17 protein-coding genes are annotated in these 22,834 nt (G+C 70.1%); 7 read left to right on the top strand and 10 right to left on the bottom strand.

Annotated features, from left to right (window positions below; genetic code table 11):
• Positions 1-81 precede the first annotated feature (81 nt).
• Positions 82-753 carry a hypothetical protein gene (locus FMQ63_RS31090; RefSeq protein ID WP_011555302.1) on the top strand — a complete coding sequence of 224 codons (672 nt, stop codon included), beginning with the start codon at positions 82-84 and terminating at the stop codon, positions 751-753.
• 22 nt (positions 754-775) lie between these two features.
• Here the strand turns inward: FMQ63_RS31090 and FMQ63_RS31085 are convergent, their stop codons facing one another.
• The 4 genes from FMQ63_RS31085 to FMQ63_RS31070 all read right to left on the bottom strand — a co-directional run bounded on the left by FMQ63_RS31085 (position 776) and on the right by FMQ63_RS31070 (position 8,692).
• The gene (locus tag FMQ63_RS31085; protein WP_011555301.1) at positions 776-4,555 is read right to left on the bottom strand and encodes an FAD-dependent oxidoreductase; all 3,780 of its coding nucleotides are present in this window, start codon (positions 4,553-4,555) and stop codon (positions 776-778) included.
• 160 nt (positions 4,556-4,715) lie between these two features.
• Entirely contained in the window at positions 4,716-5,537 is an 822-nt protein-coding gene (locus FMQ63_RS31080; protein WP_011555300.1) for a dolichyl-phosphate beta-glucosyltransferase, read from the bottom strand.
• A 153-nt stretch (positions 5,538-5,690) separates the two neighbouring features.
• The gene (locus FMQ63_RS31075) at positions 5,691-6,455 is read right to left on the bottom strand and encodes a hypothetical protein (RefSeq protein ID WP_011555299.1); all 765 of its coding nucleotides are present in this window, start codon (positions 6,453-6,455) and stop codon (positions 5,691-5,693) included.
• The gene (locus FMQ63_RS31070; protein ID WP_011555298.1) at positions 6,452-8,692 is read right to left on the bottom strand and encodes a glycosyltransferase family 4 protein; all 2,241 of its coding nucleotides are present in this window, start codon (positions 8,690-8,692) and stop codon (positions 6,452-6,454) included. The genes FMQ63_RS31075 and FMQ63_RS31070 overlap by 4 nt, the downstream gene beginning before the upstream one ends.
• Before the next feature lie 47 nt (positions 8,693-8,739).
• Between FMQ63_RS31070 and FMQ63_RS31065 the strand changes: the two genes are divergently transcribed.
• Both FMQ63_RS31065 and FMQ63_RS31060 read left to right on the top strand, forming a co-directional pair.
• Positions 8,740-9,825 carry a glycosyltransferase family 1 protein gene (locus FMQ63_RS31065; protein WP_011555297.1) on the top strand — a complete coding sequence of 362 codons (1,086 nt, stop codon included), beginning with the start codon at positions 8,740-8,742 and terminating at the stop codon, positions 9,823-9,825.
• A gap of 8 nt (positions 9,826-9,833) precedes the next feature.
• Complete coding sequence (locus FMQ63_RS31060) at positions 9,834-10,388, top strand: hypothetical protein (protein WP_011555296.1); 555 nt, start codon at positions 9,834-9,836, stop codon at positions 10,386-10,388.
• Between the two features lie 3 nt (positions 10,389-10,391).
• Here FMQ63_RS31060 and FMQ63_RS31055 read toward each other — a convergent pair whose 3' ends face one another.
• Complete coding sequence (locus tag FMQ63_RS31055; RefSeq protein ID WP_011555295.1) at positions 10,392-10,913, bottom strand: NADAR family protein; 522 nt, start codon at positions 10,911-10,913, stop codon at positions 10,392-10,394.
• A 14-nt stretch (positions 10,914-10,927) separates the two neighbouring features.
• Between FMQ63_RS31055 and FMQ63_RS31050 the strand changes: the two genes are divergently transcribed.
• Positions 10,928-11,722 carry a hypothetical protein gene (locus FMQ63_RS31050; RefSeq protein WP_011555294.1) on the top strand — a complete coding sequence of 265 codons (795 nt, stop codon included), beginning with the start codon at positions 10,928-10,930 and terminating at the stop codon, positions 11,720-11,722.
• Positions 11,723-11,878: 156 nt separating this feature from the next.
• Here FMQ63_RS31050 and FMQ63_RS31045 read toward each other — a convergent pair whose 3' ends face one another.
• Together FMQ63_RS31045 and gmd are read right to left on the bottom strand one after the other, a co-directional pair.
• Entirely contained in the window at positions 11,879-12,805 is a 927-nt protein-coding gene (locus FMQ63_RS31045; protein WP_011555293.1) for a GDP-mannose 4,6-dehydratase, read from the bottom strand.
• Positions 12,806-13,780: a GDP-mannose 4,6-dehydratase gene (gmd, locus tag FMQ63_RS31040; RefSeq protein ID WP_011555292.1), complete on the bottom strand. Its 975-nt coding sequence runs from the start codon at positions 13,778-13,780 to the stop codon at positions 12,806-12,808. It abuts the gene before it with no gap.
• A 142-nt stretch (positions 13,781-13,922) separates the two neighbouring features.
• Between gmd and FMQ63_RS31035 the strand changes: the two genes are divergently transcribed.
• From FMQ63_RS31035 to FMQ63_RS31025, 3 genes are all read left to right on the top strand, one after another.
• Positions 13,923-15,173 (top strand): myxosortase-dependent phytase-like phosphatase, encoded by a 1,251-nt coding sequence (locus FMQ63_RS31035; protein WP_011555291.1) that lies wholly within the window; start codon positions 13,923-13,925, stop codon positions 15,171-15,173.
• A gap of 45 nt (positions 15,174-15,218) precedes the next feature.
• Positions 15,219-17,006, top strand: a complete 1,788-nt coding sequence (locus tag FMQ63_RS31030) for a bifunctional UDP-sugar hydrolase/5'-nucleotidase (protein ID WP_011555290.1) — start codon at positions 15,219-15,221, stop codon at positions 17,004-17,006.
• Positions 17,007-17,227: 221 nt separating this feature from the next.
• A complete protein-coding gene (locus FMQ63_RS31025; protein WP_011555289.1) occupies positions 17,228-17,626 on the top strand; it encodes a hypothetical protein in 399 nt (132 codons plus the stop codon).
• Between the two features lie 75 nt (positions 17,627-17,701).
• On the opposite strand, the gene FMQ63_RS31020 is transcribed toward FMQ63_RS31025, so the two are convergent.
• The 3 genes from FMQ63_RS31020 to FMQ63_RS31010 form a co-directional block, all read right to left on the bottom strand.
• Positions 17,702-20,479 carry an Hsp70 family protein gene (locus FMQ63_RS31020; RefSeq protein ID WP_011555288.1) on the bottom strand — a complete coding sequence of 926 codons (2,778 nt, stop codon included), beginning with the start codon at positions 20,477-20,479 and terminating at the stop codon, positions 17,702-17,704.
• A gap of 25 nt (positions 20,480-20,504) precedes the next feature.
• A complete protein-coding gene (locus FMQ63_RS31015; protein WP_011555287.1) occupies positions 20,505-22,367 on the bottom strand; it encodes an Hsp70 family protein in 1,863 nt (620 codons plus the stop codon).
• A 61-nt stretch (positions 22,368-22,428) separates the two neighbouring features.
• A partial coding sequence (locus FMQ63_RS31010; protein WP_141276833.1) for a DUF2760 domain-containing protein occupies positions 22,429-22,834 on the bottom strand: 406 nt, incomplete at its 5' end.

Here is a 22,834-nt window from a genome sequence, read left to right as displayed (position 1 = left end):
GTGACAGACAGAGGCGGGACGCCTCTCACCGCCCAGGTTGCCGGAGCATACATGAGGGGCTGACATGTCCCGTCTGGAGGAATGCGCGTGCGCAAGGTGCTGTGGGGACTGTGGGTGCTCGTGGCCTTCTCGGCCTGTAAGAAACCCGAGGACGCTTCCGGGCCGCCCGCCGGGGTGGTGGGCGAGCAGGCCCCCGGCGCTCCCGACGGTGTGGTGGAGGCAGGCCCCTACACGGTGACGAAGGAGAAGCTGGACGCGTACGTGGGCTATCAGCGGCGGATGTTGGAGGTGTACGGCTCGCTCATGAAGGGCCTGCAGAACCTGGGGGCGTTGGTGGACGCCGGCACCCCGGAGGCCATGGCCGCCGCGCGCGAGGGCCTGAAGGTGGTGGAGGCCAAGGCCAAGGCGGAGGCCGAGGCGCGCCGCGAGGCACAGCTCTCCGAGGCGGACGTCAACGGCATCGCGGAGGTCGTCACCGCCGTCGTCAGTCAGCGGCAGTTGGGGCGCACGCTCCAATACGAAGAGGAGCTGAAGAAACTGGAGGCGCTCCAGGCGAAGCTGCCGCCCGAGCAGCAACAGGGCATGGCGCCCCAGGTGGCGTCAATGCGCGCCCAGGTGGAGGCCTTCCAGACGCTGGCCGATGCCCGCCGCGACTACGGCGATGCGAACATCGACGTCGTCCTGACGCGCGAGGAAGACCTCATCCAGAACTACCAGGAGATGATTCGCGTCTTCACCGGCACACGCCGGTGAAGACGGGCCCCGCCTTCTCGCCTCAGACGCGCTTGAGGTGCGGGGCCTGCTTGAAGAGCTGCGCCAGGTAGACGTCGGCGACCTTCTCCATGACGGTGTTGCCGCGCAGGCGCTGCCGGAGGTTGACGAAGTCCACCTGGTCCAGCCGCTGGTCCTGGTTGTAGCAGGAGAACACCCACGTCTCCTTGCCCGTCACCGGGTCCACGTGCCGCTGGAGGCACTGGGCGCAGATCTCCTTCATCATGCACTGCATCGGCGAGTTGATGGAGCCGATGGCCTCGTGCCCCGGCTTGAGGTGCGGCTGGAGCACGCCGTGCCGCGCCTCGGCCACCGCGCGCATCATTCCGTCCGAGCCGATGGCGATGATGCGGTCCACGTCCGCCAGGGAGATGACGGGGGCGGGGCCCAGCTTGCCCTCCGCGTAGGCCACCATCGCCTGCACCACGTTGCCCCGGAACGCCGCGTCCTGCGGCCGGCGCGCCTCAATCGTGTCCCCAGTGTCCACGGACCACACAATCTGGTCCGTGCCGGCCTCGATTTCGTCGTGCTTGAAGGAGTCCGACTTCTGCCGGTAGCCGGCGAAGTACACGACGCGGCAGCCGGCCGCCTTGAGCGAGCGGGCGATGGAGAAGAGCACCGCGTTGCCTAGACCGCCGCCCACGAGCACCACCGTCTCGTTGTGGCCAATCTCCGTGGGCGCGCCGGTGGGGCCCATGAGCACCACGGGCTCACCCGGCTTGAGCGCGGCGCACAGGCGCGAGGACGAGCCCATCTCCAGCACGATGGTGCCCATCAGCCCCTTCTCCTTGTCCACCCAGGCACCGGTGAGGGCCAGGCCCTCCATGGTGAGGCGCACGCCGTCCACCACGGGCGCGTTCCGCTCGAAGTTCTGCAGCCGGTAGAACTGGCCGGGAGAGAAGTGGCTGGCCGCGAAGGGCGCGCGCACCACCACCTCGACGATGGTCGGCGTCAGCCGGTTGACGGCCACCACGGTGGCGGTGAACGCCTCGTCCAGCCTGGCGAAGTGCGCGGCGCGGCGCGCGTCACGCGCCGCCTGGGCCACCTCGTCGGTGAAGTCGAGCGCGGCCACTTCCTTGGCGTACAGCCGCGCCACCTGCGGGTGGCCGTCCTTCGCGCTGGCCATGGCCTTCACCACGTTGCCCGCGTAGGTCGGGTGGTTGTCGCCGTAGAAGGAGATGAAGCGGCCGTCCTTCTGGTACGAGGTGAAGAACCCCGTCTTCGCGGCCGGGTCCTCCTTCGCCTTCACGGGCGCCAGCGAGAAGCCGTCTTCGGCGTCCACCAGCTCGTGGCTCTGGAAGTACTCGCCGCGCGCGTCGAGCTGGAAGGTGCCCGGGTATTCCTTCTCGTACGTGACGTTGGGGGACGTGCCGGCGGCGACGCACACCGTGCGCGCGGGCAGCTCGAAGAACTGGCCGCTGCCCTTGAGCTTGCCGTCCACCGTCACCATGCGCTCGAAGCGCAGCGCGCGCACCGCGCCGGAGGCGTCCGGCAGGGCCTCCACCGGGCTCATGCGCTCGATGAAGCGGATGCCTTCCTCCAGCGCCTTCGTCACTTCCTCGTGGTTGAGGCGGTAGGCGGGGGACTCGGTGAGGCTGCGGCGGTAGACGAGGCTGACGCCGCCCCACGCGCGCACCAGCTTGATGAAGTCCGGGTCGCGGCCCAGGGCCTTCGCCTTCTGGCGCTCCTCGCGCACGGCGCGGCCATGCTCCAGGAACGTCTGGTAGGTGGCGCGCTCCTCCGCGTCGAGGCGGGCCAGCACGGCCTCTTCGCCCACCTGGGACACCAGCTTCTCGTGGCGGGCGAGCGCCTTCTCCACCTGCACCGGGTAGTACGCCATCAGCTCGGTGGCGGTGTCGATGCCGGTGAGGCCACCGCCGATGACGATGGCGGGCAGTTGCACCTGGAGGTTCGCCAGCGAGTCCTTCTTGAACGCGCCGGTGAGCTGGAGCGCCATCAGGAAGTCACTGGCCTTGCGGATGCCCCGGATGAGGTTGTTCTTCATCCCGATGATGGTCGGGCGGCCCGCGCCAGCGGCGATGGCGATGTGGTCGAAGCCCAGCGCCCACGCGTCCTCCACCGTGAGGGTGCCACCGAAGCGCACGCCGCCGTGGATGCGGAAGCTCTCCCGGCGCGCCAGCGTGAGGTGGATGAGCGTGAGGAAGTTCTTGTCCCAGCGCACGGTGATTCCGTACTCGGACACGCCGCCAAAGCCCTCCAGGATGCGCTCGTCCAACTCGCTGGTGAGCGCGGACCAGTCGCGGATGGGCTGGAGTGAGTGGCCATTGCGGCCCACGAGCGCGTCGGGGAAGGGCTCAATCTTGAGGCCGTCCACGCCGGTGACGCCGAAGCCCTCGTTGAGGAGGTAGTGCGACAGCGTGTAGCCGGCGGGACCCAGCCCCACCACCAGCACGTTGCGGCCCACGTAGGGCAGCGCGTACGGGCGGCGGACGTTGAGCGGGTTCCACCGCGTGAGCAGGCCGTAGATTTCGAAGCCCCACGGCAGGTTCAGCACGTCCGTGAGCGTGGCTGTCTCCGCCAGGGGGATGTTCACCGGCTCCTGCTTCTGGAAGATGCAGGCCTTCATGCAGTCATTGCAGATGCGGTGGCCGGTGCCCGGGCACATCGGGTTGTCGAGCGTCACCATGGCCAGCGCGGCCACGGAGTTGCCTTCACGCTTGAGCAGGTGCGCCTCGGAGATGCGCTCGTCGAGCGGACACCCGTTGAGGGGGATGCCCAGCGGGTTCTTCTTGTAGTGGTGCCCCTCGGCCACCGGGTCCTTGGCGGGGAACCCCTTGGTGCACGAGTCCTTCTGCCGCTCGTGACAGAGCACGCAGTAGTCCACCTCGTTCATCACGTCGCGCGAGGTGCCCCGGCGGTCGGTGAGCTTGAAGCCGTCGCGGTGGCGGAGGTGGTGCTCCAGGCCCTCGGTGGCCTCGGGCAGCTCGTTGTCCGGACGCTGGAGCTGGACGAGCTGGTCGAACACCAGCGGCTTGGGAATCCGGTGGGTGGGCCAGGCGTGGAAGAGGTCCTTCGTCTCCGGATGCAGCGCCCGCGCGTACGTCCAACGGTCCGCCAGCGACAGCAGCGCGCGCACGGACTGGATCTCCGCGGCGTCATCGCCCTGCGTGACGAGGCTGGAGCCGAAGGCGTCCTTGCCCTCGGGCGTGGACAGCAGCACCTCGCGCAGCGCGGACCAGCGGGCGCGCAGGGCCTCCGCCTCGCCCTGACGCTCGGCGGGCAGCGCGTTGGAGAACAGGCGCTCCAGGTCCATCAGCGAGAGGACGGATTCCGCCAGACCCCGCTCCAGGTCCCCGGTGGCCAGCGCCTCCGGGAAGCCCAGCTGGAGCATCAGCCGCATGCGCGCGTCCAGCGAGGGGAACTCCGCCAGCGCCGGGCGGTCCGCGGCGCCCTTCTTGAAGACGCGGCGGGTGATGAACTCGCGCTTGAAGTCGAAGAGCGGCAGCTCGCCCTTGAGGCGGCCGGACAGGCGCTCCAGCTCCTGCTCCACTCGGAAGAGGCGCGTGACGAAGCGCGACACGTGGCGCGACACGCGGACGAGCAGGTCCGACTCCGCGGCGCCGCTGACGCTCGTGCCGCCAGACTTGCGGTACGCGTCGAAGGCCTGGAAGAGCTCGGGCTCATCCTCGGTGAGCTGTGCGTCGAAGCGCTCCGCCAACCGGCGCAGACCAGCGGGACGATACAGGTCCTCGAAGACAAAGCCCGGCAGGCCCAGGGTCAGAGGAGAGGTGGGGTCGGAGGGCAGGTCAGTCAAGGCGCGCATGTCACGAACAGTGTGGGAGGAACCTGGAGAAACGGCTTCCAAGCGAGGCCTATTTCGCGGTGTACCGTCCGGAAATCAAGCGGCCTTGTCACTGGAGGTGAGGGCCCGCGTCGCCGTGCAGGCAGGGCGGGGCTGCACGCCTACACAGTGACGCTCCTGCCTACCGCTGGGCGTGTGGCTCGCCTTCGGGCAACGCGTCACGGTGGGTAGGCAGGGACACATGCTCCAGTCGCCGACGAAGCTGCAGCAGCCCCCAGAACATGCGCGCCGCGTCGAGCCCTGGGATGACCTTGGAACCTCCGAAGTCCTCCCAGTCGATGGGGACCTCCAGGAAGCGCGCGCCCTGGCGCTTCAGCAGCACCAGCAACTCCACGTCCAGCAGCCAGCGCTGCTCCTGGAGGACGTCCAGGAGCGGCCGCAGGATGTCCGCGCGAACGAACTTCACCCCGCACTGTGTGTCGTAGAAGTGGAGTTTGAAGTTCGCATCCGTGAGCGTGGCGAAGATGCGGCCCTGCAGGTGGCGGTGGAGGTTGCGCACGACGCGGCGTCCGGCCATGAGGATGCGTGAGCCGGCCAGGAGGTCTACGTTCCGCGCCATCTCCGAGGCGCTCAGCGCCACCAGCCGGTGGAACTCCTCGGCGTTGATGGCTCCATCCGCGTCCAGGAAGGCCAGCCACGTGACGCCCGCTGACGCGTGACGCCAACCGAGCCGGATGGCCGAGCCCTTACCCTGGTTGCGAGGCGCCGCCACGTAGGTGAACTGGTGCCGCGCCCCCTCGGTGGCGAGGCGAGCCTGGGCCGCCTCTACGCTCGCGCGCTGGAGTTCGGCGTGCTCGGGCGCGCTGCCATCGTCGACGACGACGAACTCCACCGGCGGGGCGCTCCGCTCGAGGAACACGCGCGTGAGCTCCGCGACGAAGCGAGGCAGCCGCTGTCCCTCGTTGTAGGCGGGGATGACGACGCTGACGAAGGGCGCATGCACGTGTTCGATTGAGCACAGGTGCGGATGGGCCGTCAATGCAAGGTGTCGGCCTGTTCCCGCCTCGCACGCACCCGGCTGCGTGGCCCGAAGTCCTGGAACGCGGCCTGTTCAGGAGGTCCGGGGGCGGCCGCCGTGCCCCTCATCGGGTGTTCTTCAACGGGACTTCTTGTTGCGGCGCTTCTTCTGTCCGGAGGCGCTCCGGCGCGGCGAAGACTCCGCTGAGGGCTGTGCAGGCGCAGAAGGCGCGGCCTTCTTCGCACGGGCGGTCTTGCTCGTGACTGGCTCGCCCGCGGCCGGCGCACGAGGCGCCGAGGTCGCATCCACTTCCGTGGAAGCCGCGCTCACCGGCTGCTTCGGCCGAGCCGGCGGCCGTGAATGGGCCTTGGTGTCACGCGGCTTGGGCAGCACGGTGTCTATGACTGGAGCCGGCGCGGTCGACGGTTGCGCCACGGCGGACGGCGCCGCTTCGTGCTCGCGTCGCTGTGCGCGCTCTTGCTGCGGCACCACTGCATCGGAAACCGCGGGGACTGGCCTCGCCCGGAGTGCCTCCACCTCGCGACGCAGACGGAGCACCTCGGCGGACAGCTGCGCGTAGGAGTCGCGCACGTGTCCGTTGAACACGCGCTGCCTGCCGAGCGCCTCGTTGATGAACACCTGGCACGACTTGCGGAATGCCCACTTGGCCAGCAGGACGACTTGTCCCACGCCACCCCGGTGGGTGTGCAGGGGGAGGGCGCGCGTGGCGTCCGCGTACTCCTCCAGCGCATGCAGGTTGAAGGTCAGCGGCTCCACCCGGGGCTCCACGCCTTCGGTCGGCAGCTCCACTTCCTCGGAGGTGGGGAGGCCACGCGTGCGCAGGCGCTCCTCGATGCGAGCTATCAGCTCCCGCGCGGGGATGTCCCGTCCCAGTAACTTCATCGGCGCTTCTCCTCGAGGATGCGTTGCATTTCTTCCCGGTAGGCCGCCACCACCTGCGGCCAGCCCTGCTTCTTCACGTACGCCAGGCCCCGCTTGCCCATGGGCTCACGCTCCGAGCCCACCTCGCGCAGGCCCTGGATGAACGACTCCAGGTCCGTGTACGCGCGGCCCGCGCCGCTGCGCTCCACCTGCCCCACCAGCACGTCCGAGCGCCCGTTCACGAGCACGGGCGTGCCCTGGGCGAAGGACTCCAGCGTCAGCAGCGACAGGCTCTCGTAGCGGGACGGCACCACCACCGCCAACGCCCCCGCCAGCGCGTCGTGTTTGTCCTGCTCGTCGATACGGCCCAGATAGCGCACGCCCTCGCCGGACAGCTCCATGTTGGTGTCGCCCGCGAGCACCAGGTCCGGCGCGTCCTCGAACCGGTTCTTCAGGGCCTGGTGGTACTCGAGCAGCTCAGGCACGCCTTTGCCCGGCTCCTGACGGCCGATGTAGAGCAGGTAGTGCCGGTGGATGCCGTGCTTCTCCTTGAAGCGCGCGCCATCCGCCCGAGGCCGGTCCACGCCCACGCCCACCACGCGCGTGGGTGCGTGATTCGGGAAGTACTTCTCGATGAGCGTGTGCTCCTCCGGCGTGAGGCAGAGCAGGGCGCGCGGGCGTTCGAAGACGTCCCGATACACACCGAAGCGGACGGGGGCCTCATCATGTGTGGTGGGCACCAGCAGGGACCGGTCCGCCACCAGCGGCAGTCCCCACACCGTGGGCGCGTAGAGGTAGGTGAAGAAGAGATAGCCGTCGTAGGCGTCGCGCTCGGTGGCCAGGTGGTGCAGCAGGCCGGGGCACATGGGGCCCTGCTCGGCCACCCACTGCTCTTCACGCAGCCGCTCGTTGCTCTTGTCGAACACCTGCCGCGACAGGCCGTTGAAGCCTCGGATGTTACGCACCCGCGTGGACGGGAAGCGCAACACCTTGATGCCGTCCACGACGTCGGGGCCGGGCGGAAACGCGTTGTCCCACACGAGGTGGTTCTTCGCGCAGGTCGTCAGCAAGGTGAGGTCCCAGTGCGGCGCCAGGTGCTCGGCCATTTGCGCGGCGAGCTTCTCCGCGCCGCCCGTCACCTCGCCGTAGCGCTGCACCACCATCGCCACCCGGGGACGCTCCGGAACCTTCCGGGACTTCGTGGGCGTGGGGCGGGGGAGCACCGTTTCCAGTGCCTTCGTGAAGGCGGTCTGCACGGAAGGCGCGGAGAAGTGCTCCAACCGCCGCGCCTGTCCAGCGATGACGGGCCCGCGCAGGGAGACGTCCTCGCTCAGGTCCACCGCCAGCTCCGCGAGGAAGGCGAAGCGCTTCTGGTCGAAGGCCACGCCCGCGCCGCCCAGGGTCTCCGGCACCGCGGCGGCCGCGTAGGCCAGCACGGGCACCTCGGCGGCCATGGCCTCGATGAGGGGGACACCGAAGCCCTCATGCTCGCTCATGGAGACGAAGACGGAAGCGGAGCGGTACGCGGCCACGAGCTGCGCGTGGCTCAGGCGCCCCAGGAAGCTCACGCCGCGCAGGCCGCGCGCCTCGCGCTGGAGCATGCGGAAGTACCGGCTGCCCGGCTCGTAGCCGCCCACCATCAACAGGCGGGCCTGGGGGCGCAACCGCAGGACTTCGCGGTGGAGCGCGAGCAGGTCCTCGAAGCGCTTGTGCGGCATGACCCGGCTCACGCCGAGCAGCACGGGGCCTGGACCTTCGAGCCGCTGGAGCATCTTCGCGTCCGCGCTGGCGCGGGAGAATCGCTCCGGTTCGATGAAGAGGGGCACCGTGTGGACGTTGCGGTAACCCGCGACGCGCAGCTCGGCGGCGTTGAAGTCCGACACGCCGATGGCCACATCCGCGAAGGGGGCCATCGCGGCGAGCTGGGCCCGTCCCGCCACCAGCGCGTCCGCCAGCGGCAGCCCTTCGTAGAACCGCGCGGGGCTGATGTTGTGGAAGACGATGCCGCGTCGGCAGGGCAGGTGCATCAGCCGGCTGCTGAGCGGGGAGGCGATGCCATGGTGGTAGAGGACCAGGTCACCGGGCTCGGGACGCAGCGCGGACGCGGGGCTGGCCAGCCCTTCGAGCCCCGGGCCCACCTCGTCCGCATACAGCGCGCCCGCGTGCCCCATGCGGCGCAGCAGGAGCTGCAGGTGCAGCGCGGCCTGCCCGGTGGCGTCGCCGGGGACAAAGCTCGGTATCAACTGGTGGATCGCCATGTGGGCCCTGCCTATCACACGCACGTGCTATGAGGCGCACCGTGTCCATGGGACCTATCGCCTTCGACGCGACACTCTGGGACGAGCCGACCACCGGTATCGGCCTGTACACCCGTTGCCTGGCCTCCGCCCTCGAGGCGCTCGGCGTCCAGCTCACCCGCGTAGGGGCTCAGTCATCCGGCGAGGCCCCTCGCGCGAAGGCAGGGCGCACCGCCTGGACGCTGGGCGGCTTGCCGCGCGTGCTCCAGCGCTCGGATGCGCTGCTGTACCACGCACACGGTAACTTCAACCTGCCCCTCATCCGCGCTCCCGGCATGAAGTACGTGCTGACGGTGCACGATTTGATTCCGCTGCTGATGCCGGAGACGGTGTCGGCCGCGTTCCGCTGGCAGTTCCGGCTGTGGATGTCGCGCAGCCTGATGGTGGCGGACCAGGTGGTGTGCGTGAGCGAGCGCACGCGGCAGGACCTGCTGGCCCGCTATCCGGAAGCGGAGTCGCGCACGGTGGTGGTGCCCAATGGCGTGGACCACGTCCATGCGCCAGTCCTGGACGACACCAGCAAGGACTTCCTGCGCGCGCTCTCACTGCCGAAGGAGTACGTGCTCTACGCGGGCTCGCTCGACGTGCGGAAGAACGTGGACCTGGTGCTGGATGCGCTGGAGCGGCTGCGACTGCGGGGCCGGCCTGCCTCGTTGGTGCTGGCGGGACAGAGCTGGTTCGGCGCGGGGCGCGTGGAGGCGCGCATCTCCCGGCTGCGCTCGGAGGGGTTCGAGGTGCGCTCGCTCGGCTATCAGTCCGACGCCGTGTTCTACGAGCTGATGCGCCGCGCGGCCGTGTTCGTGTTCCCCTCTCGCTATGAGGGGTTCGGGCTGCCACCGCTGGAGGCGATGCGGCTGGGGACGCCCACCATCGTCTCCACCGCGGGCTCGCTGCCGGAGGTCTGTGGCGACGCCGCGCTGAGCGTGGGGCCCGACGACGCGAACGGGCTCGCGAGGGCGTTGGACCGGCTGCTTCACTCGCCGGAGGAACGGCGGGCGCTCGGGGAGCGTGGAAAGGCGCAGGCCGCGAAGTTCACCTGGAAGCGGACCGCCGAGGGTACCTTGGCGGCGTACGAGGCCGCGCTGCGGCGATAAGGAGACGTATGCGAAAGCTCGTCTGGAGTGGGGTGATGCTGTGCGGACTGCTCGCGGGCTGTGCGAGCCGGCAGGAGACAGGCGCTGCTCCGGCGGAGCCGCCACCCGCCGAGGCCGAAGCCAGCGCAGAAGCGACGGCGCCGGTCCCTGAAGACACGCAGGCCACCGAGACTTCGCCCGCCGAGGAAGGTGAGGCGAAAGCGGTCGTCCAGCCCCTGGTGGTGACGCCCAATCCCGAGCCGAAGGACCCCATCAATGTCCGAAGCGCCAAGGTGGACGGTGGCATCCTGACGCTGGCCGTGATGCATGGCGGAGGTTGCGCCGAGCACACGTACTCGCTGGCCTGGGATGGGAACCTCCAGCAGGGCGCGGATGGCACGCCCGTGGCGAACCTGGTGCTGGTGCACAATGGGAACAACGACCGGTGCAAGGCGCTCCTGCGGGCCACTCCTCGCTTCGACGTGTCCTCGGTTTCGCAGCTCTTCGGGGCGCAGTTCGGGAAGACCTCGGGCACGGTGAACCTGGTCCTGTCGGACCAGGCTCACGTGCGCTACGACTTCTGAGCCCTACGACTCAGCGGAGGACGCCTCGGTGACGCCCTCCGCCAGCAGGTCCTCGCGCAGCTTCGTGAGGACCTTGCCCAGCAGGTTCAGTCCTCGCCACTTCGCGGGGTGAAGGATGCGCGGGTCCTCCTCATCCAACCCCACACCCCAGATGCGATCCACGGGGCTGGCTTCCACCAACTCCGTTCCCGCGGTGGCCAGGAGTGCCTTCAACAACTCCGGGCTCTGGGTGAACTTCGCGCGATTGCCCTCGTAGACGATGCGCTCACGCGCCTTCTCCCAGCGCGTGTTGTCGAAATCGCGGACCTTGCGGCCCAGGGCCTTGTGCGTCTTGGGCGACTTCGATGACAGGATGCTCGCCAGCGCCTCGTTGTCACCGAAGAGCCGCGCCTTGCCTGCCATCATGTACTGCTCCGCGCACACGTAGCGCACGCCGTCCACGGTGAAGTCGGAAGGGTGCCACTGGGAGAAGGGGGAGTGCGCCTGCCAGAAGAAGGTGAACCGCTGTTGTTCTGCTTCGCTCATGGGCGACCTCGGAAATGGTGTTGATTGTACACGAACGTTGGCGGCCCAGCGGCCTGACAAACGTCGCTACACTGCCCACCTTCATGACGCTCTCCGACGCCCTGCTCCTGCTGGAACGCTGCTTCACCGGGCTTGCGGAAGGCGCCCCCCGGCTCCGCGAGCAGGAAGATGCCCGCTTCGCCCTCCGCCCCAGCGCCGTGTGGCTGGAGTACCGCTGGTATGTCCAGGAGCGGGGGATGGCGGAGGTCTTCCTCAAGTGGCCCCGTACCTCCACCGGGCAGAGCGCCGCGGCCGAGGCCACGGTGCTGCGCGTCCATCTGCTCGGCGTGTCACCCACGCTTTCCCAACGTGCGGGGCAACTGCTCGTGGGGGGCACGCCGTCGAGAGATCGCATCATGGACCTCTTCGGTGATGACGGCGTGCGCCGGGAGTGCGTCTGCCTGGGCCGGACGAACGTCACCGTCGAGCACTGGGAGCCGCAGCCCGGCCCGCGCCCGTTGCTGGATGATGCGCGCTTCACCTCGCTGGCCGAGGTGCTGGAGGCGCCGGACTCCACGCCCGAGGTGCGTCACGAGGCGGTGCAGCGGCTGGCCGACGAGCGAAGCCCTCGCGTCGTGGCGGTGCTGCTCGCGCTGGTGGCGCGCAAGCACTCGCTGATGGCGCTGCGGGTGTTGTCGGAGTGGGGCGTCGTGGGGGCGCGCGAGGCGCTTCAGCGGGACCTGGCCCAGGTACGGCCGGACAATCCGGCGGACCTGTGGACCCTTACGGCGTTGGAGCGGCGGCTTCAGGCCTGGGCGGCGCTTCAGTGAACAGGGACGCCTGACGCATCACCTCGTCATGAGGCCATTCACTTCGGAATCGCGGGCCCGCGACGCCAGTCCCATCGAAGCTGGCGAGGCATCGGTCGCCCAGCCGGGCCTCCGACGCGCGCGCATCCTTGGGGACACGCGCGCGCCTTCGCTTGCTCACGCCGCGCCGGGCACGCGGGGGCCGAGCACATCGCGCAGCGCGTCCGCCACGGTCAGCTTCGGGACCCAACCCAGCGCCTTCAGCTTGTCGGGAGCGCCGACGAGGCTGGGGATGTCGGAGGGCCGCAGGCGCGCGGGGTCCAGCTCGATGCGCGCGCTGACACCCGCCAGCGACAGCATCTCCTCCAGCAGGCTGCGGATGGTGCGGCCCTCACCGCTGCCGATGTTGTACGCCTGCCCCGGCTCACCCTTGTCGAGCAGCAGCCGGTAGGCCTCCACCACGTCGCGGACGTGGGAGAAGTCGCGCACCGCATCCAGGTTGCCCGTGCGCAGCACCGGGTCCACCGTGCCCAGCCCGATGGCGCGAATCTGCGCCGCGAACGAGGGCACCACGAAGGTGGGGTCCTGCCCCGCGCCCAGGTGGTTGAAGGGCCGCGCCATGACGACCTCCAGCCCGTAGCTGCGGTGGAACTGCACCGCGGCCAGCTCTGCTGCGGACTTGGAGGCAGCGTAGGGGCTCAGGGGCACCGCGGGGGTGTCCTCGGTGGCGCGCGTGCCTTCGGGCACCGGGCCGTACACCTCGCCGGAGCCCACCAGCACCACGCGCGCCTTCGGGACGCTCTCGCGCACCGCGGTGAGCAGGTGCACCACGCCCATGGTGTTCACCGCGAACACCCGGGACGGGTTGTGGTGGCTCTTCGCGACCGAGCTGAAGCCCGCCAGATGAATGATGCCCTCGGGCTTCACCTCGGCTACCGCCGCCTTCACCGAGGCTTCATTGGCCACGTCGAAGTGCAGGGCGTTGCTGTTGATGCCCTCACCGCGCGGCCCGTGGGCCTCCACTACCTCGTCGCCGGCGGCGCGCAGCAGGGCGCACAAGTGCCGGCCGACGAAGCCATCCGCGCCTGTTACCAGAATGCGCATCTACCGCTGCCCCGCCTTCACGCGCTCCAGGTCCGCGTCCACCATCATCTCCACCAGCTCCTTGAAGCGGACCTTGGGCTCCCAGCCCAGCTTCGTCTTCGCCTTGGCCGGGTCACCGATGAGCAGGTCCACCTCGGCGGGGCGCACGAAGGCCGGGTCGATGAAGACGTGCTTCTCCCAGTCCAGGCCCACGCGCGCGAAGGCAATCTCCACCAGCTCGCGCACGGTGTGCGTCTCGTTGGTGGCCACCACGTAGTCCTCGGCCTGCGGCTGCTGGAGCATCCGCCACATGGCGTCCACGTAGTCGCCCGCGAAGCCCCAGTCACGCTTGGCGTCCAGGTTGCCCATGGGCAGCTTCTCCTGGAGGCCCAGCTTGATGCGCGCCACGTTGTAGGTGACCTTGCGCGTGACGAACTCCAGGCCCCGGCGCGGCGACTCGTGGTTGAAGAGGATGCCGCTCACCGCGAACAGGTTGAAGGACTCGCGGTAGTTCACCGTGATGTGGTGGCCGTAGGCCTTGGCCACACCGTACGGGCTGCGCGGATAGAAGGGCGTGTCCTCCGTCTGCGGAACTTCCAGCACCTTGCCGAACATCTCGCTGGACGACGCCTGGTAGAAGCGCGCCTCCGGGCGGGTGTGGCGGATGGCCTCCAGCATCTTCGTCACGCCCAGCGCGGTGAACTCACCCGTGAGCACCGGCTGGTTCCAACTGGTGGGGACGAAGGACTGCGCCGCCAAGTTGTAGACCTCGTCGGGCTTCGTCAGGTTGAGCAACGCCGCGAGCGAGAACTGGTCCAGCAAGTCGCCCTGGTGAAGCTGAATCTTCCCGTGCAGGTGCTGGATGCGCTCGAACTTCTCCTCCGACGAGCGGCGCACCATGCCGTGCACCTCGTAGCCCTTCGAAAGGAGCAGCTCCGCGAGATAGCTGCCGTCCTGCCCCGTGATGCCCGTAATGAGTGCGCGCTTGGTCGCCATGTTCTTTTCTGTGTTGGCTGGAAGACGCACTTTCTAGCCGACGCTGTCACTCATCGCCAACCGTTCCCGGCCGCTTCCTACTTGAAAGCCTGACGCCTCGTGCCAAGTTAGGGCGCTCTCATCGCTCAATCTGGAGGCGGTCATGCGCAACCCAACCCCCCTGGCCCTGGCGGCGCTGCTCCTGGGCACTCCGGTGTCCGCGCAGGTCTCCGTGTCGCCGACGGCGCAGTCCGAGCCCGCCCCGTCCATCACCGGCGGGGTGCTCCAGGACGTGGCCCTCTGGGTGAGTCCCGGCGCCCCCAGCAGCAGCCTGTTCCTCACCGCCTACAACAGCCCCAACGCGGGCCTCGTCACCTTCGGCCTGGGGGGCGAGCAACTGGATGCGGAGCTCACGGATGGCCCCATGTCGGCCGTGGCCGTGCGGGACGGCTTCCCGCTGTCCGGGGTGCAGCAGACCCTGGTGGTGGCGGCCAGCATCAACTTCAACGGGCTGGCGGCCTACACGGCGGACCCCGACCGCGCGGAGCGGGTGGAGCGGATTGGCGCCGCGGGCTTCCTGACGGGGACGCAGTTCTCCGCCGTGGCGCTCTATCAAAACGAGGACTCGGGCCGGTTCTATGTGTTCGCGGGCACGTCCACGGGCGTGCTCCGGCAGTACGAACTGGCCGGGGACACGGGGAGCGTGACGGCCACCCTGGTTCGCACGCTCGCCACGACGGGGCCCATCGCGGGTCTGGCCGTGGACGAGGCGTCGGACTCCCTGTTCGTCACCCAGCAGGGGCAGGGCCTGTGGCGCTATCCGGCGGCAGCGGACGCGGGCGCCACCGGACAGCAGCTCTCCATCCAGGGCTCGGGCGGGCTCTCCGCCAATGTGGGCCGGGTCGCGCTGTACCGCGCGCGCAATGGCGAAGGGTACATCCTGGTCGCGGACACGGGCGCGGATGCGTTCGCCGTCTATGAGCGGCGCGCGAGGACCCTCGTGGGCTCGTTCCGGCTGGCGGACGAGGATGGGGGCGTCATCCGGGCGAATGACCCAGTGGCCCTCGCCGTCACCGCGTCGTCGCTGGGTACGACGTATCCCGACGGGCTCTTCGTGGGCAGTGACGCGTTCTCGAACCCGCAGCGCTTCCTGTACGCGCGCTGGCCGGCGGTCGCCGAGGCCTTCGACCCCGCGCTGCGAATCGACACGCGGTTCGATTCGGACGGGGGGACGGACGGGGGCACGGACGGTGGCCCGGGGGACGGAGGTGGCTCCGGTGGTCCGGGGCCCGCGCCAGGTCCGGGCAATCGTCCCGACGAGTCGGGCTGCTCGTGTGCTTCGGCCTCCGTGCCGGCCACCGCTGCGTTCGCGTTGCTCGCTTTGGTGCGGGTGGGGCGTCGCCGTCGCGACTGAAGCGCGTTGCCAGCGGGCGCGCGCCGCGCTGAAGTGCGCGCCCTCATGCGTTTCTTTCGACTCATCGCCCTCGCGTTGGCGTGCGGGGCCACCTCCGCGTGCTCCGGCTTCTGGACCCGCGGCGCGCCGCCGGAGCCCATCCACATCACCCTGGTGGGCATCAACGACTTCCACGGACAGGTGGAGCCTCATCGCACGCCACTGAAGGACGGCCAGGTGGTGGAGGAGGGCGGCGCCGCCACGCTCGCGGCCTACGTGGCGCGGCTGCGCGCGGCCAACCCGGGGGGCGTGGTTCTGCTGGACGCGGGCGACATGTTCCAGGGCACGTTGCCTTCCAACCTCACGGAAGGGGCCGTCGTCATCGACGTGTACAACCACCTGGGAGTGGACGCGGCCGCCATTGGCAACCACGAGTTCGACTATGGCCCTGTGGGGCCGGGTTCCATGGCGCAGCGGCCCGGGGATGATGCGCTGGGTGCGCTCAAGGCGCGCATCGGCCAGGCGCGATTCCCCATGTTGTCGGCGAACCTCCGCGACGCTTCCACCGGCGCGCGCCCCGCCTGGACGGGCAATGACGGCACGTACCTGATGAAGGTCAAGGGCGTGAAGGTGGGCATCATCGGGCTCTCCACGGAGGACACCCCCAAGGTCACCAATCCCGCCAACGTGTCGTCCCTGCGCTTCCTGCCCCTGGCGCCCGCCGCGCTGGAAGCGTCCCGTTCCCTGCGCGCGCGCGGCGCGGAGGTGGTGGTGGTGGTGGCGCATGCGGGAGGCAAGTGCGCGGACTTGAGCAACCCCCGCGACACGTCGAGCTGCGACGAGGGCGACGCGGAGATTCTGTCGATGCTGAAGCGCCTGCCGCCAGGCACGGTCGACGCCATCGTGGCGGGACACACCCACCAGACGATGGGCCACTTCTTCGCCCAGGTGCCCATCATCGAGACGACGGGGCTGGCGCGCTCCCTGGGCGTGGTGGAGCTGTTCGTGGACCCGGACAGTCGCCGCATCCTGCCCGAACGCTCCCGCATCCAGGCCGCCATTCCCCTCTGTGCGAAGGTGGACGCCACCCAGGGAACGTGTGACGGCCGCCGCCTGCGGAACGAGCCCCAGGTGCGCCTGGAGCCCGCGTCGTTCATGGCGGAGCCGGTGGTGCCCGACGCGCAGGTGGCGCCGCTGCTGGCGCCAGCGCTGGAGCTGGCACGGGAGGCGCAGAATCGCCAGTTGGGGCTCGTGGCGGCCACGCCCCTGGCCCGCGGCTACACGGAGGAGGGCGTGCTGGGCAATCTGGTGGCGGACGTGCTGCGTGCGTCGGCCAATGCGGACGTGGGGCTGATGAACCCGGGCGGCGTCCGGGCCGACCTGGCCGCGGGGCCGCTCACCTTCGGTCAGGTGTTCGAGGTGCTGCCCTTCGACAACACGGTGGCCGTGGCCACCCTGACGGGCCCCGAGCTGTCGCGGTTGCTGCACCTGGCCTATGGCAACGACATGGGCTCCGTCTTCGCCGTCTCCGGCCTCGAGGTGACGCTGGAGCGCTGCCCGGGGCCTGGGCGGCTCTCGGGAGTGGCCCTCGCCGGCGGTCAGCCGCTCGTGGTGGACTCCCGCAAGATGTACCGGGTGGCCCTCCCGGACTTTCTGGCGCGAGGCGGTGACGGGCTTGAGCCCCTCTTGAGCACCGTGCCACCGGAGCGCATCGAGATGACCCCCGTCGACGGGCTCGACCTGCGCGAAGCGCTCGTCGCCTACGGGAAAGCCCGGGGCGGCACGCTGGAGGCCCCCGACTTGGGACGTGTCCGCTACACGGGTGTAGCAGGGTGTCAGCAAGAGGCGCGCTGAGAGCGTCCCGGCTGAAAATTCGGACGACGGTTGATCCGCTGGGGGTGAACGAAAGGACTCACCCCAGGGGAAGGACACAGAAATCGCGCCGGGGGCCGATTTTTCGGCCTGGGATCAGTTTCCAACGGGAAGCGGAGGTCCTACTCTAGTCCCTGCGAGTGTCCACTCCGAGGTGGCCCAGGGCCTGCGTGGGTGGACTCCCGTGAGCTGGAGGAACCGACATGCTCTACAAAGTGACCCCGATGATGGCGCCGCCTGCGCCTGAGAAGGCGAAGCAGCGTGAACCGGGGCAGGGCCAGCCGCGCAAGCGTCGCAAGTCCGCCGTCTACGACGCGGATGGCCAAGAGGTGCTCATCTCGCTGATGTGCATCAAGTGCAAGACGCTGAAGCCGCTGGCGCAGTTCGGCCTGCGGAAGATGGCGGATGGCGCCATCCGGAATCAGCCTTGGTGCCGCACGTGTCGCTCGGGCGCGGGCAGCAAGAAGCCCAAGGCGGGCAAGGACGCCGCTGCCGTCGCGCCGGTGGAAGAGGCGGCCCCGGTGCTCCAGGTCGTGCCGGCCGCCGCGAGCCCCGAAGCGGGTGAATCCCCCGCCGTGCCTGTCGCCGCCGCGCAGGGCTGAGCCGCCGTCGCCGTCCCAGCTCCCGGGGGGCTGGACCTTCCAGGTCCAACTCCCGCGGGAGCATTCCTTCCAGTCCTACGACAGCCGCAGACCGGCGGGGAGCGTATCCCCGAGCGCGCGAGCCTCGTCTGCGGCTTCCAGCGCCACGACTTCGCGCACCATTCGCACCCAGGTCTCGGAGGCCTTCGCCGCCAGCAGGGCCTGGGCCGTGCGCTCGCGCAGGTCCGGGTCCAGATCGCGAGTGCGGTCTCCCGTGAGCCGCGCGAGCTGCGCCGCCGCGAAGGACGCGCCGTCAATCTTCCGCAGGTCCAACTCCAGCAGCAGCGTGAGCCAGGCCTCGGCCGTGTCCACGTCCACCACCTTGTGGCTGCTGCCGTATAGGGGCACGCGCGCGCCCAGCCGCCCCAGGGACCAGGCCCACGGTCCGCCGGACTTCGCCTCGGCCTTCAGCCTCGCGGCAATCCACCGGCCCAGCTCCGCCTTGTCACCCGGTTGCAGGTGCTCCAGCGAGGCCGCCGTGCGGACCATCTCCTCCAGGCCCTCGGGCTGGATGCCCTTGAGCTTCCCCGGCGGCGGCGCGTCCGGTGGCACCTTCCGCGCCAGGTGGGGCTGGAGGTACGCGTACAGCTTCTGCTGCCGCGCCTCGTCCAGTCCGCCCGCGATGCGGCGCCACATCACCCAGAACTCCGTCCATACCGCCTTGTCCGTGTGGTGCTGCACCAGCGCGTCGAACAGGCCGAAGGTCTGCTCCGCGCGCCAGCCGTCCAGCGGGTAGCCGAAGCCCGGCCGTAGGCTGAAGCCGGTGAGGCTGTAGAAGACACGCTCGTGGTCCTCCGAGCGCCGGCGCTTGCTCGCGCCCGCGAAGAGGGTGCTCCACATCTCCCGCAGCACCGGGACGCGCCACGTCTCACGCGAGCCCAGGGCCTTCTCCAGCGTGCGCCCGAGCTGCTTCACGTCCTTGGGGCCAATGGGCAGCGGCTTGTTGCCGTAGACGCGCTCGATGTTGTCCTTCGCCTCGACGAAGCGCGCGGGCATGGACTCGGTGACCGTCAGCTCGTGCGAGCCGCCGGTGCCGCGCAGCTCGAACTCCAGGCGCCACCGCTCGTCCGCGACGTTGGACACGCAGTACAGCTCCAGGGTGCCAATCTCCGTCAGCGCCGCCTGGAGGTGCACGGGCACCTCCGCCACCTTGTTGGAGGCGCCCTTGAGCAGCGTGTGGATGGGCGGCAGCGGCTTGAGGTCCTCCGCCAGCGGCACCAAATCGCCGGGCTTGTCGATGCGGTCGCTGGTGGTGGAGTAGAGCTGGAACTGCACCGGCCGGCCCAGGGTGAGCGAGAAGGGTCGCTCGCCCAGGTCGACCTTCTGGCCTTCCTCGAAGCCGCGGGGGATGAGGCACAGCGCGGGTTGCTCGGCGCTGTCCGCCGCGCGCTGCAGGCCCACGTAGTAGGCACGCGCCGCGCCGCCACCAATGCGCAGGCCGTGACCGCGCCGCACCAGGCCGTAGTACGCGGCGCCCCGGGCCACCGCGAGCTCCAGGGACTCGTGCCGCAGCAGGGGAATGCGCGGCGCGTTCGGCCACCATGCGGAGAGGGCCTCCACCAGCCGCTCGGAAATCTGGGGCGAGTTGAACACGCCGCCGTTGAGCAGGATGGCGTCCGGCCGGGGCAGGGCGCCCTCCGCTGGCGCCGTCTCGCCCAGCGCCGCGAAGCCCGCCGCCGCGTGCTGCGCGAGGAAGGCCGCCATGTGCCGCGTCACCGCCGCGTCCTGCACGTAGGGCAGGCCCAGCTCCTGAAGCGCCATTCGCGCGGCGCGGCGTGGCCTGTCAGCGGGGGTGGTGAGGGGGAAGAAGCCGTCCAGCACCAGCGCCTGCGCCTCGTCGCGCGTCAGCTCCGTGGACAACGTGCCGCCCAGCAGCTTGCTGCCGCCACTCACCAGCGACACGCCGTGCTTCTCCGGCGGGGCGAGACCGAGCAGCGCCTCCTTCGCGGTGCGCGCGGCCTGGATGGCCTGCGTCCACTGCGTGGCGGACAGGCGGCGGCCGTCCGTGAAGAGCTTCTCCTCCACCCGGCGCGCGAGCGCGGCGTCCATGTTGTCGCCGCCCAGCATCAGGTGGTCGCCCACGGCCAGTCGCCGCAGCATGGGGCCTTCGGGCGACAGGCCCGCATGCACCAGCGTGAAGTCCGTGGTGCCGCCGCCCACGTCCACCACCAGCACCAGCCGGACGTTGGAGAGCGTCTGCTCCAGGTCCGCCCGGTGGCGCGCGGTGTAGTCGTAGAAGGCCGCTTGGGGCTCCTCCAGGAGGGTGAACTTCTCCAGGCCGGCCTTGCGCGCCGCGCTCACCGTGAGGGCGCGGGCCGCTTCGTCGAAGGAGGCGGGGACGGTAATCACCACCTCCTGCTTCGACAGGGGCGCGTCCGGGTGCGCGTAATCCCATGCGCGAGCCATGTGCGTCAGCAGCAGGGCGCTGGCGTCCACCGGGGACAGCTTCTGGACGTCCGCGGGCGCACCCCAGGGGAGGATGGGTGCGGAGCGGTCCACGCCCGGGTGGCACAGCCAGCTCTTGGCGCTGGCTACCAGCCGCCCCGGCACGCGCGCGCCCTGCCAGCGGGCCAGCTCACCCACCACCCACGGGCCGCCGTCATCCCCCCAGGGCAGCGTGAGCGAACCCTCCGCCAGCTCGTGGCCGGCGGGCACGTACACGGTGGAGGGCAACAGGGCCCGCGGGGCCACCTCGCCCTGACGGACGAGCTGCGGAAGGGCGAAGTCCTCCACGGGGGCACCCGCGCCCCGCGAGGGGTCCACGGATGCCACGGCGCAATGGGTGGTGCCCAGGTCGATGCCAACGATTCGCATACGCCTCCGATTGACGGATGGCTTTCTACTCCTTCATGCGGACGTTGAGTTCCAGCTTCCAGCGCCCGGGGCCATCCTTCTCCAGGCACCGGAGCTCCAGCGTCCCCACCTCCGTCACCGCCGCCTGGAGGTTGACGGGCGTCAGGTCGCTGAAGACGGAGGGCTGACCGGGCATGGTCGTCTCGATGGGAGCCAGCTCCTCCAGCCCGCCGCTGGCCAGCTCGGTGTCGACGTCCTCCAGCATGACGCCCACCTTGTCGTCGCGCCGCAGGGAAGAGGAGAAGAAGCGGAAGCGGGTGGGCTCACCGGTGACGAGCCCGAACTCCTGGGGCGGGACGTCCGCCTGCGTGCCTTCCTCCATGCCGAAGGGGGCCACGCAGAGCGCCTTCACGGGCGGCTCCATGCCGGGCACCGCGGGCATCGCCGTCTCCACGCCCACGTAGTAGGCGCGGGCCGTGCCGCCGCGGATGCGCAGGCCGTGGCCCTGGCGCACCCAACCATAATAGGCGGCGCCGCGCGCCACCGCGAGGTCCAGGTCCGCGCCCTCCAGCGCCTCGGCGGGCGCTCCGCCATCCGCCGTGAGCCAGCCGTTGATCACCTCCATGACGCGCGCCTTCAGCGGGCCGGCCTTGAAGACGCCGCCGTTGAAGAGCACCGCCGTGGGGTGGAGGAAGGCCTTGCCGCTGACGTCCACCGGCGCGTCCGGGCTGGACGCGAGCGCCTGCGCCTGCCGGGTGAGGAAGGCGGCCAGGTGACGGGATACCCCGGCGTCCTGGGCGTAGGGCAGCGCCATCTGCGCCAGGCCGGTGCGGCGCGCGGTGCGCGGCAGCTCGGTGACGGGCGTCACGGGGAAGAAGCCGTCGGTGAGGACGCGGTCCAGCTCCTCGCGCGTCAGCTCCGTGCGCAGCGTGCCGCCGATGAGCGACGACCCCCGGCCGGGGATGGAGATGGGTGCGCGCTCCATGGACGGGTCGGCGTAGAGCGCCTCCTTCGCCTGGCGGCAGCCATGGGTGAGGGCGTTGAATTGCCAGGCGTCCAGCTTCTTGCCCTCGGCCGCCATGCGCTGGTTCAGCGTGTGCGCCAGCGCCAGGTCCATGTTGTCGCCGCCCAGCAGGATGTGGTCGCCCACGGCCACGCGGAGCAGCTCCAGGTCACCGGCGTTGTCGCGCACGGTGATGACGGAGAAGTCGGAGGTGCCGCCGCCCACGTCCACCACGAGGATGACCGCGCCGGGCTGCACCTGCTTGCGGAAGTTCTCCCCCATGGCCTCCAGCCACGCGTAGAGCGCGGCCTGGGGCTCCTCCAGCAGGGTGATGTTGGGGATGCCCGCGGCCTTGGCGGCCTCCAGCGTCAGGTCGCGCGCCGCCGCGTCGAAGGAGGCGGGGACGGTGATGATGACGTCCTGTTCGGCCAGGGCGTTGTCGGACTCCTCGCGCTCGCGGGCGAAGGTGTGGTCCCACGCGTCCTTGAGGTGGCGGAGGTAGCGCGCGGAGGCGTCTAGCGGCGACACCCGTTGCACCTCCTCGGGGGCCTGCCACGGCAGCAGCGCCGCGCGCCGGTCCACGCCGGGGTGGGACAGCCAGCTCTTGGCGGAGGCCACCAGCCGCGTGGGCACCTTGGCGCCGTGCGTGCGGGCGAACTCACCCATCAGGGTGCTGGCCTCCGGCTTCCACGGCAGCGCCAGGCTGCCGGCGGGGAACTCCTGCTCGGAGGGGAGATAGAGGAAGGAGGGGAGCAGCGGGCGGGCCTCGACGGTGCCGGGCGCGGTCAACTGGGGGACGGGCAGCATGGACTGCGCGCCGCCGCGGGGCTTGCCCTCCTCCAGATTGAAGTAGGACGCTGCGGAGTGCGTAGTGCCCAGGTCGATGCCAATGGAATAGCGGGCCATATCGGACGAGAACTCCTGGAAGACGCGGGTTTGTTCGCGCTGTGAGGTCGTGGTGGCCGGCTCAGGAAAGCTCGACCTCCGCGGGAGCAAGCACGCGCGGGTCGATGGCCGGGCTGACGGTGGGCAGCTTCACCGCCGTCGTCATCCAACCGTGGTGACGCAGGATTCCGTTGTAGGGCGGCTGGCCCGCCACGTTGCCGGTGAGGCGGATGCGCTGGGCGTCGAACCCGACGGGCACCGGCACCGAGTCCCCTTCCGACTGGGGCAGCACCCGCTCCAGCGTCAGGTAGGTCTGGGCCACCTTGCGGCAGCCCTCATGGACGATGCGCGCCGCCGCGCCCACTTCCGCGTCGGAGAAGGCGGAGACGTTCTCCTGGAGGAAGTCCACGAAGCGGCCCTCTCGCTGGAGCATGCCCAGCAAGGACAGGGCGCTGGCGTGCTCGCGCTCGGGGGGCAGGGCAGGGGGC

The sequence above is a fragment of the Myxococcus sp. CA005 genome (genome assembly GCF_006518205.1).
Classification (GTDB): Bacteria; Myxococcota; Myxococcia; order Myxococcales; family Myxococcaceae; genus Myxococcus; species Myxococcus xanthus.
The sequence above is the reverse complement of the archived record's forward strand: the minus strand, read 5'-3'. Positions and strand labels throughout refer to the sequence as shown.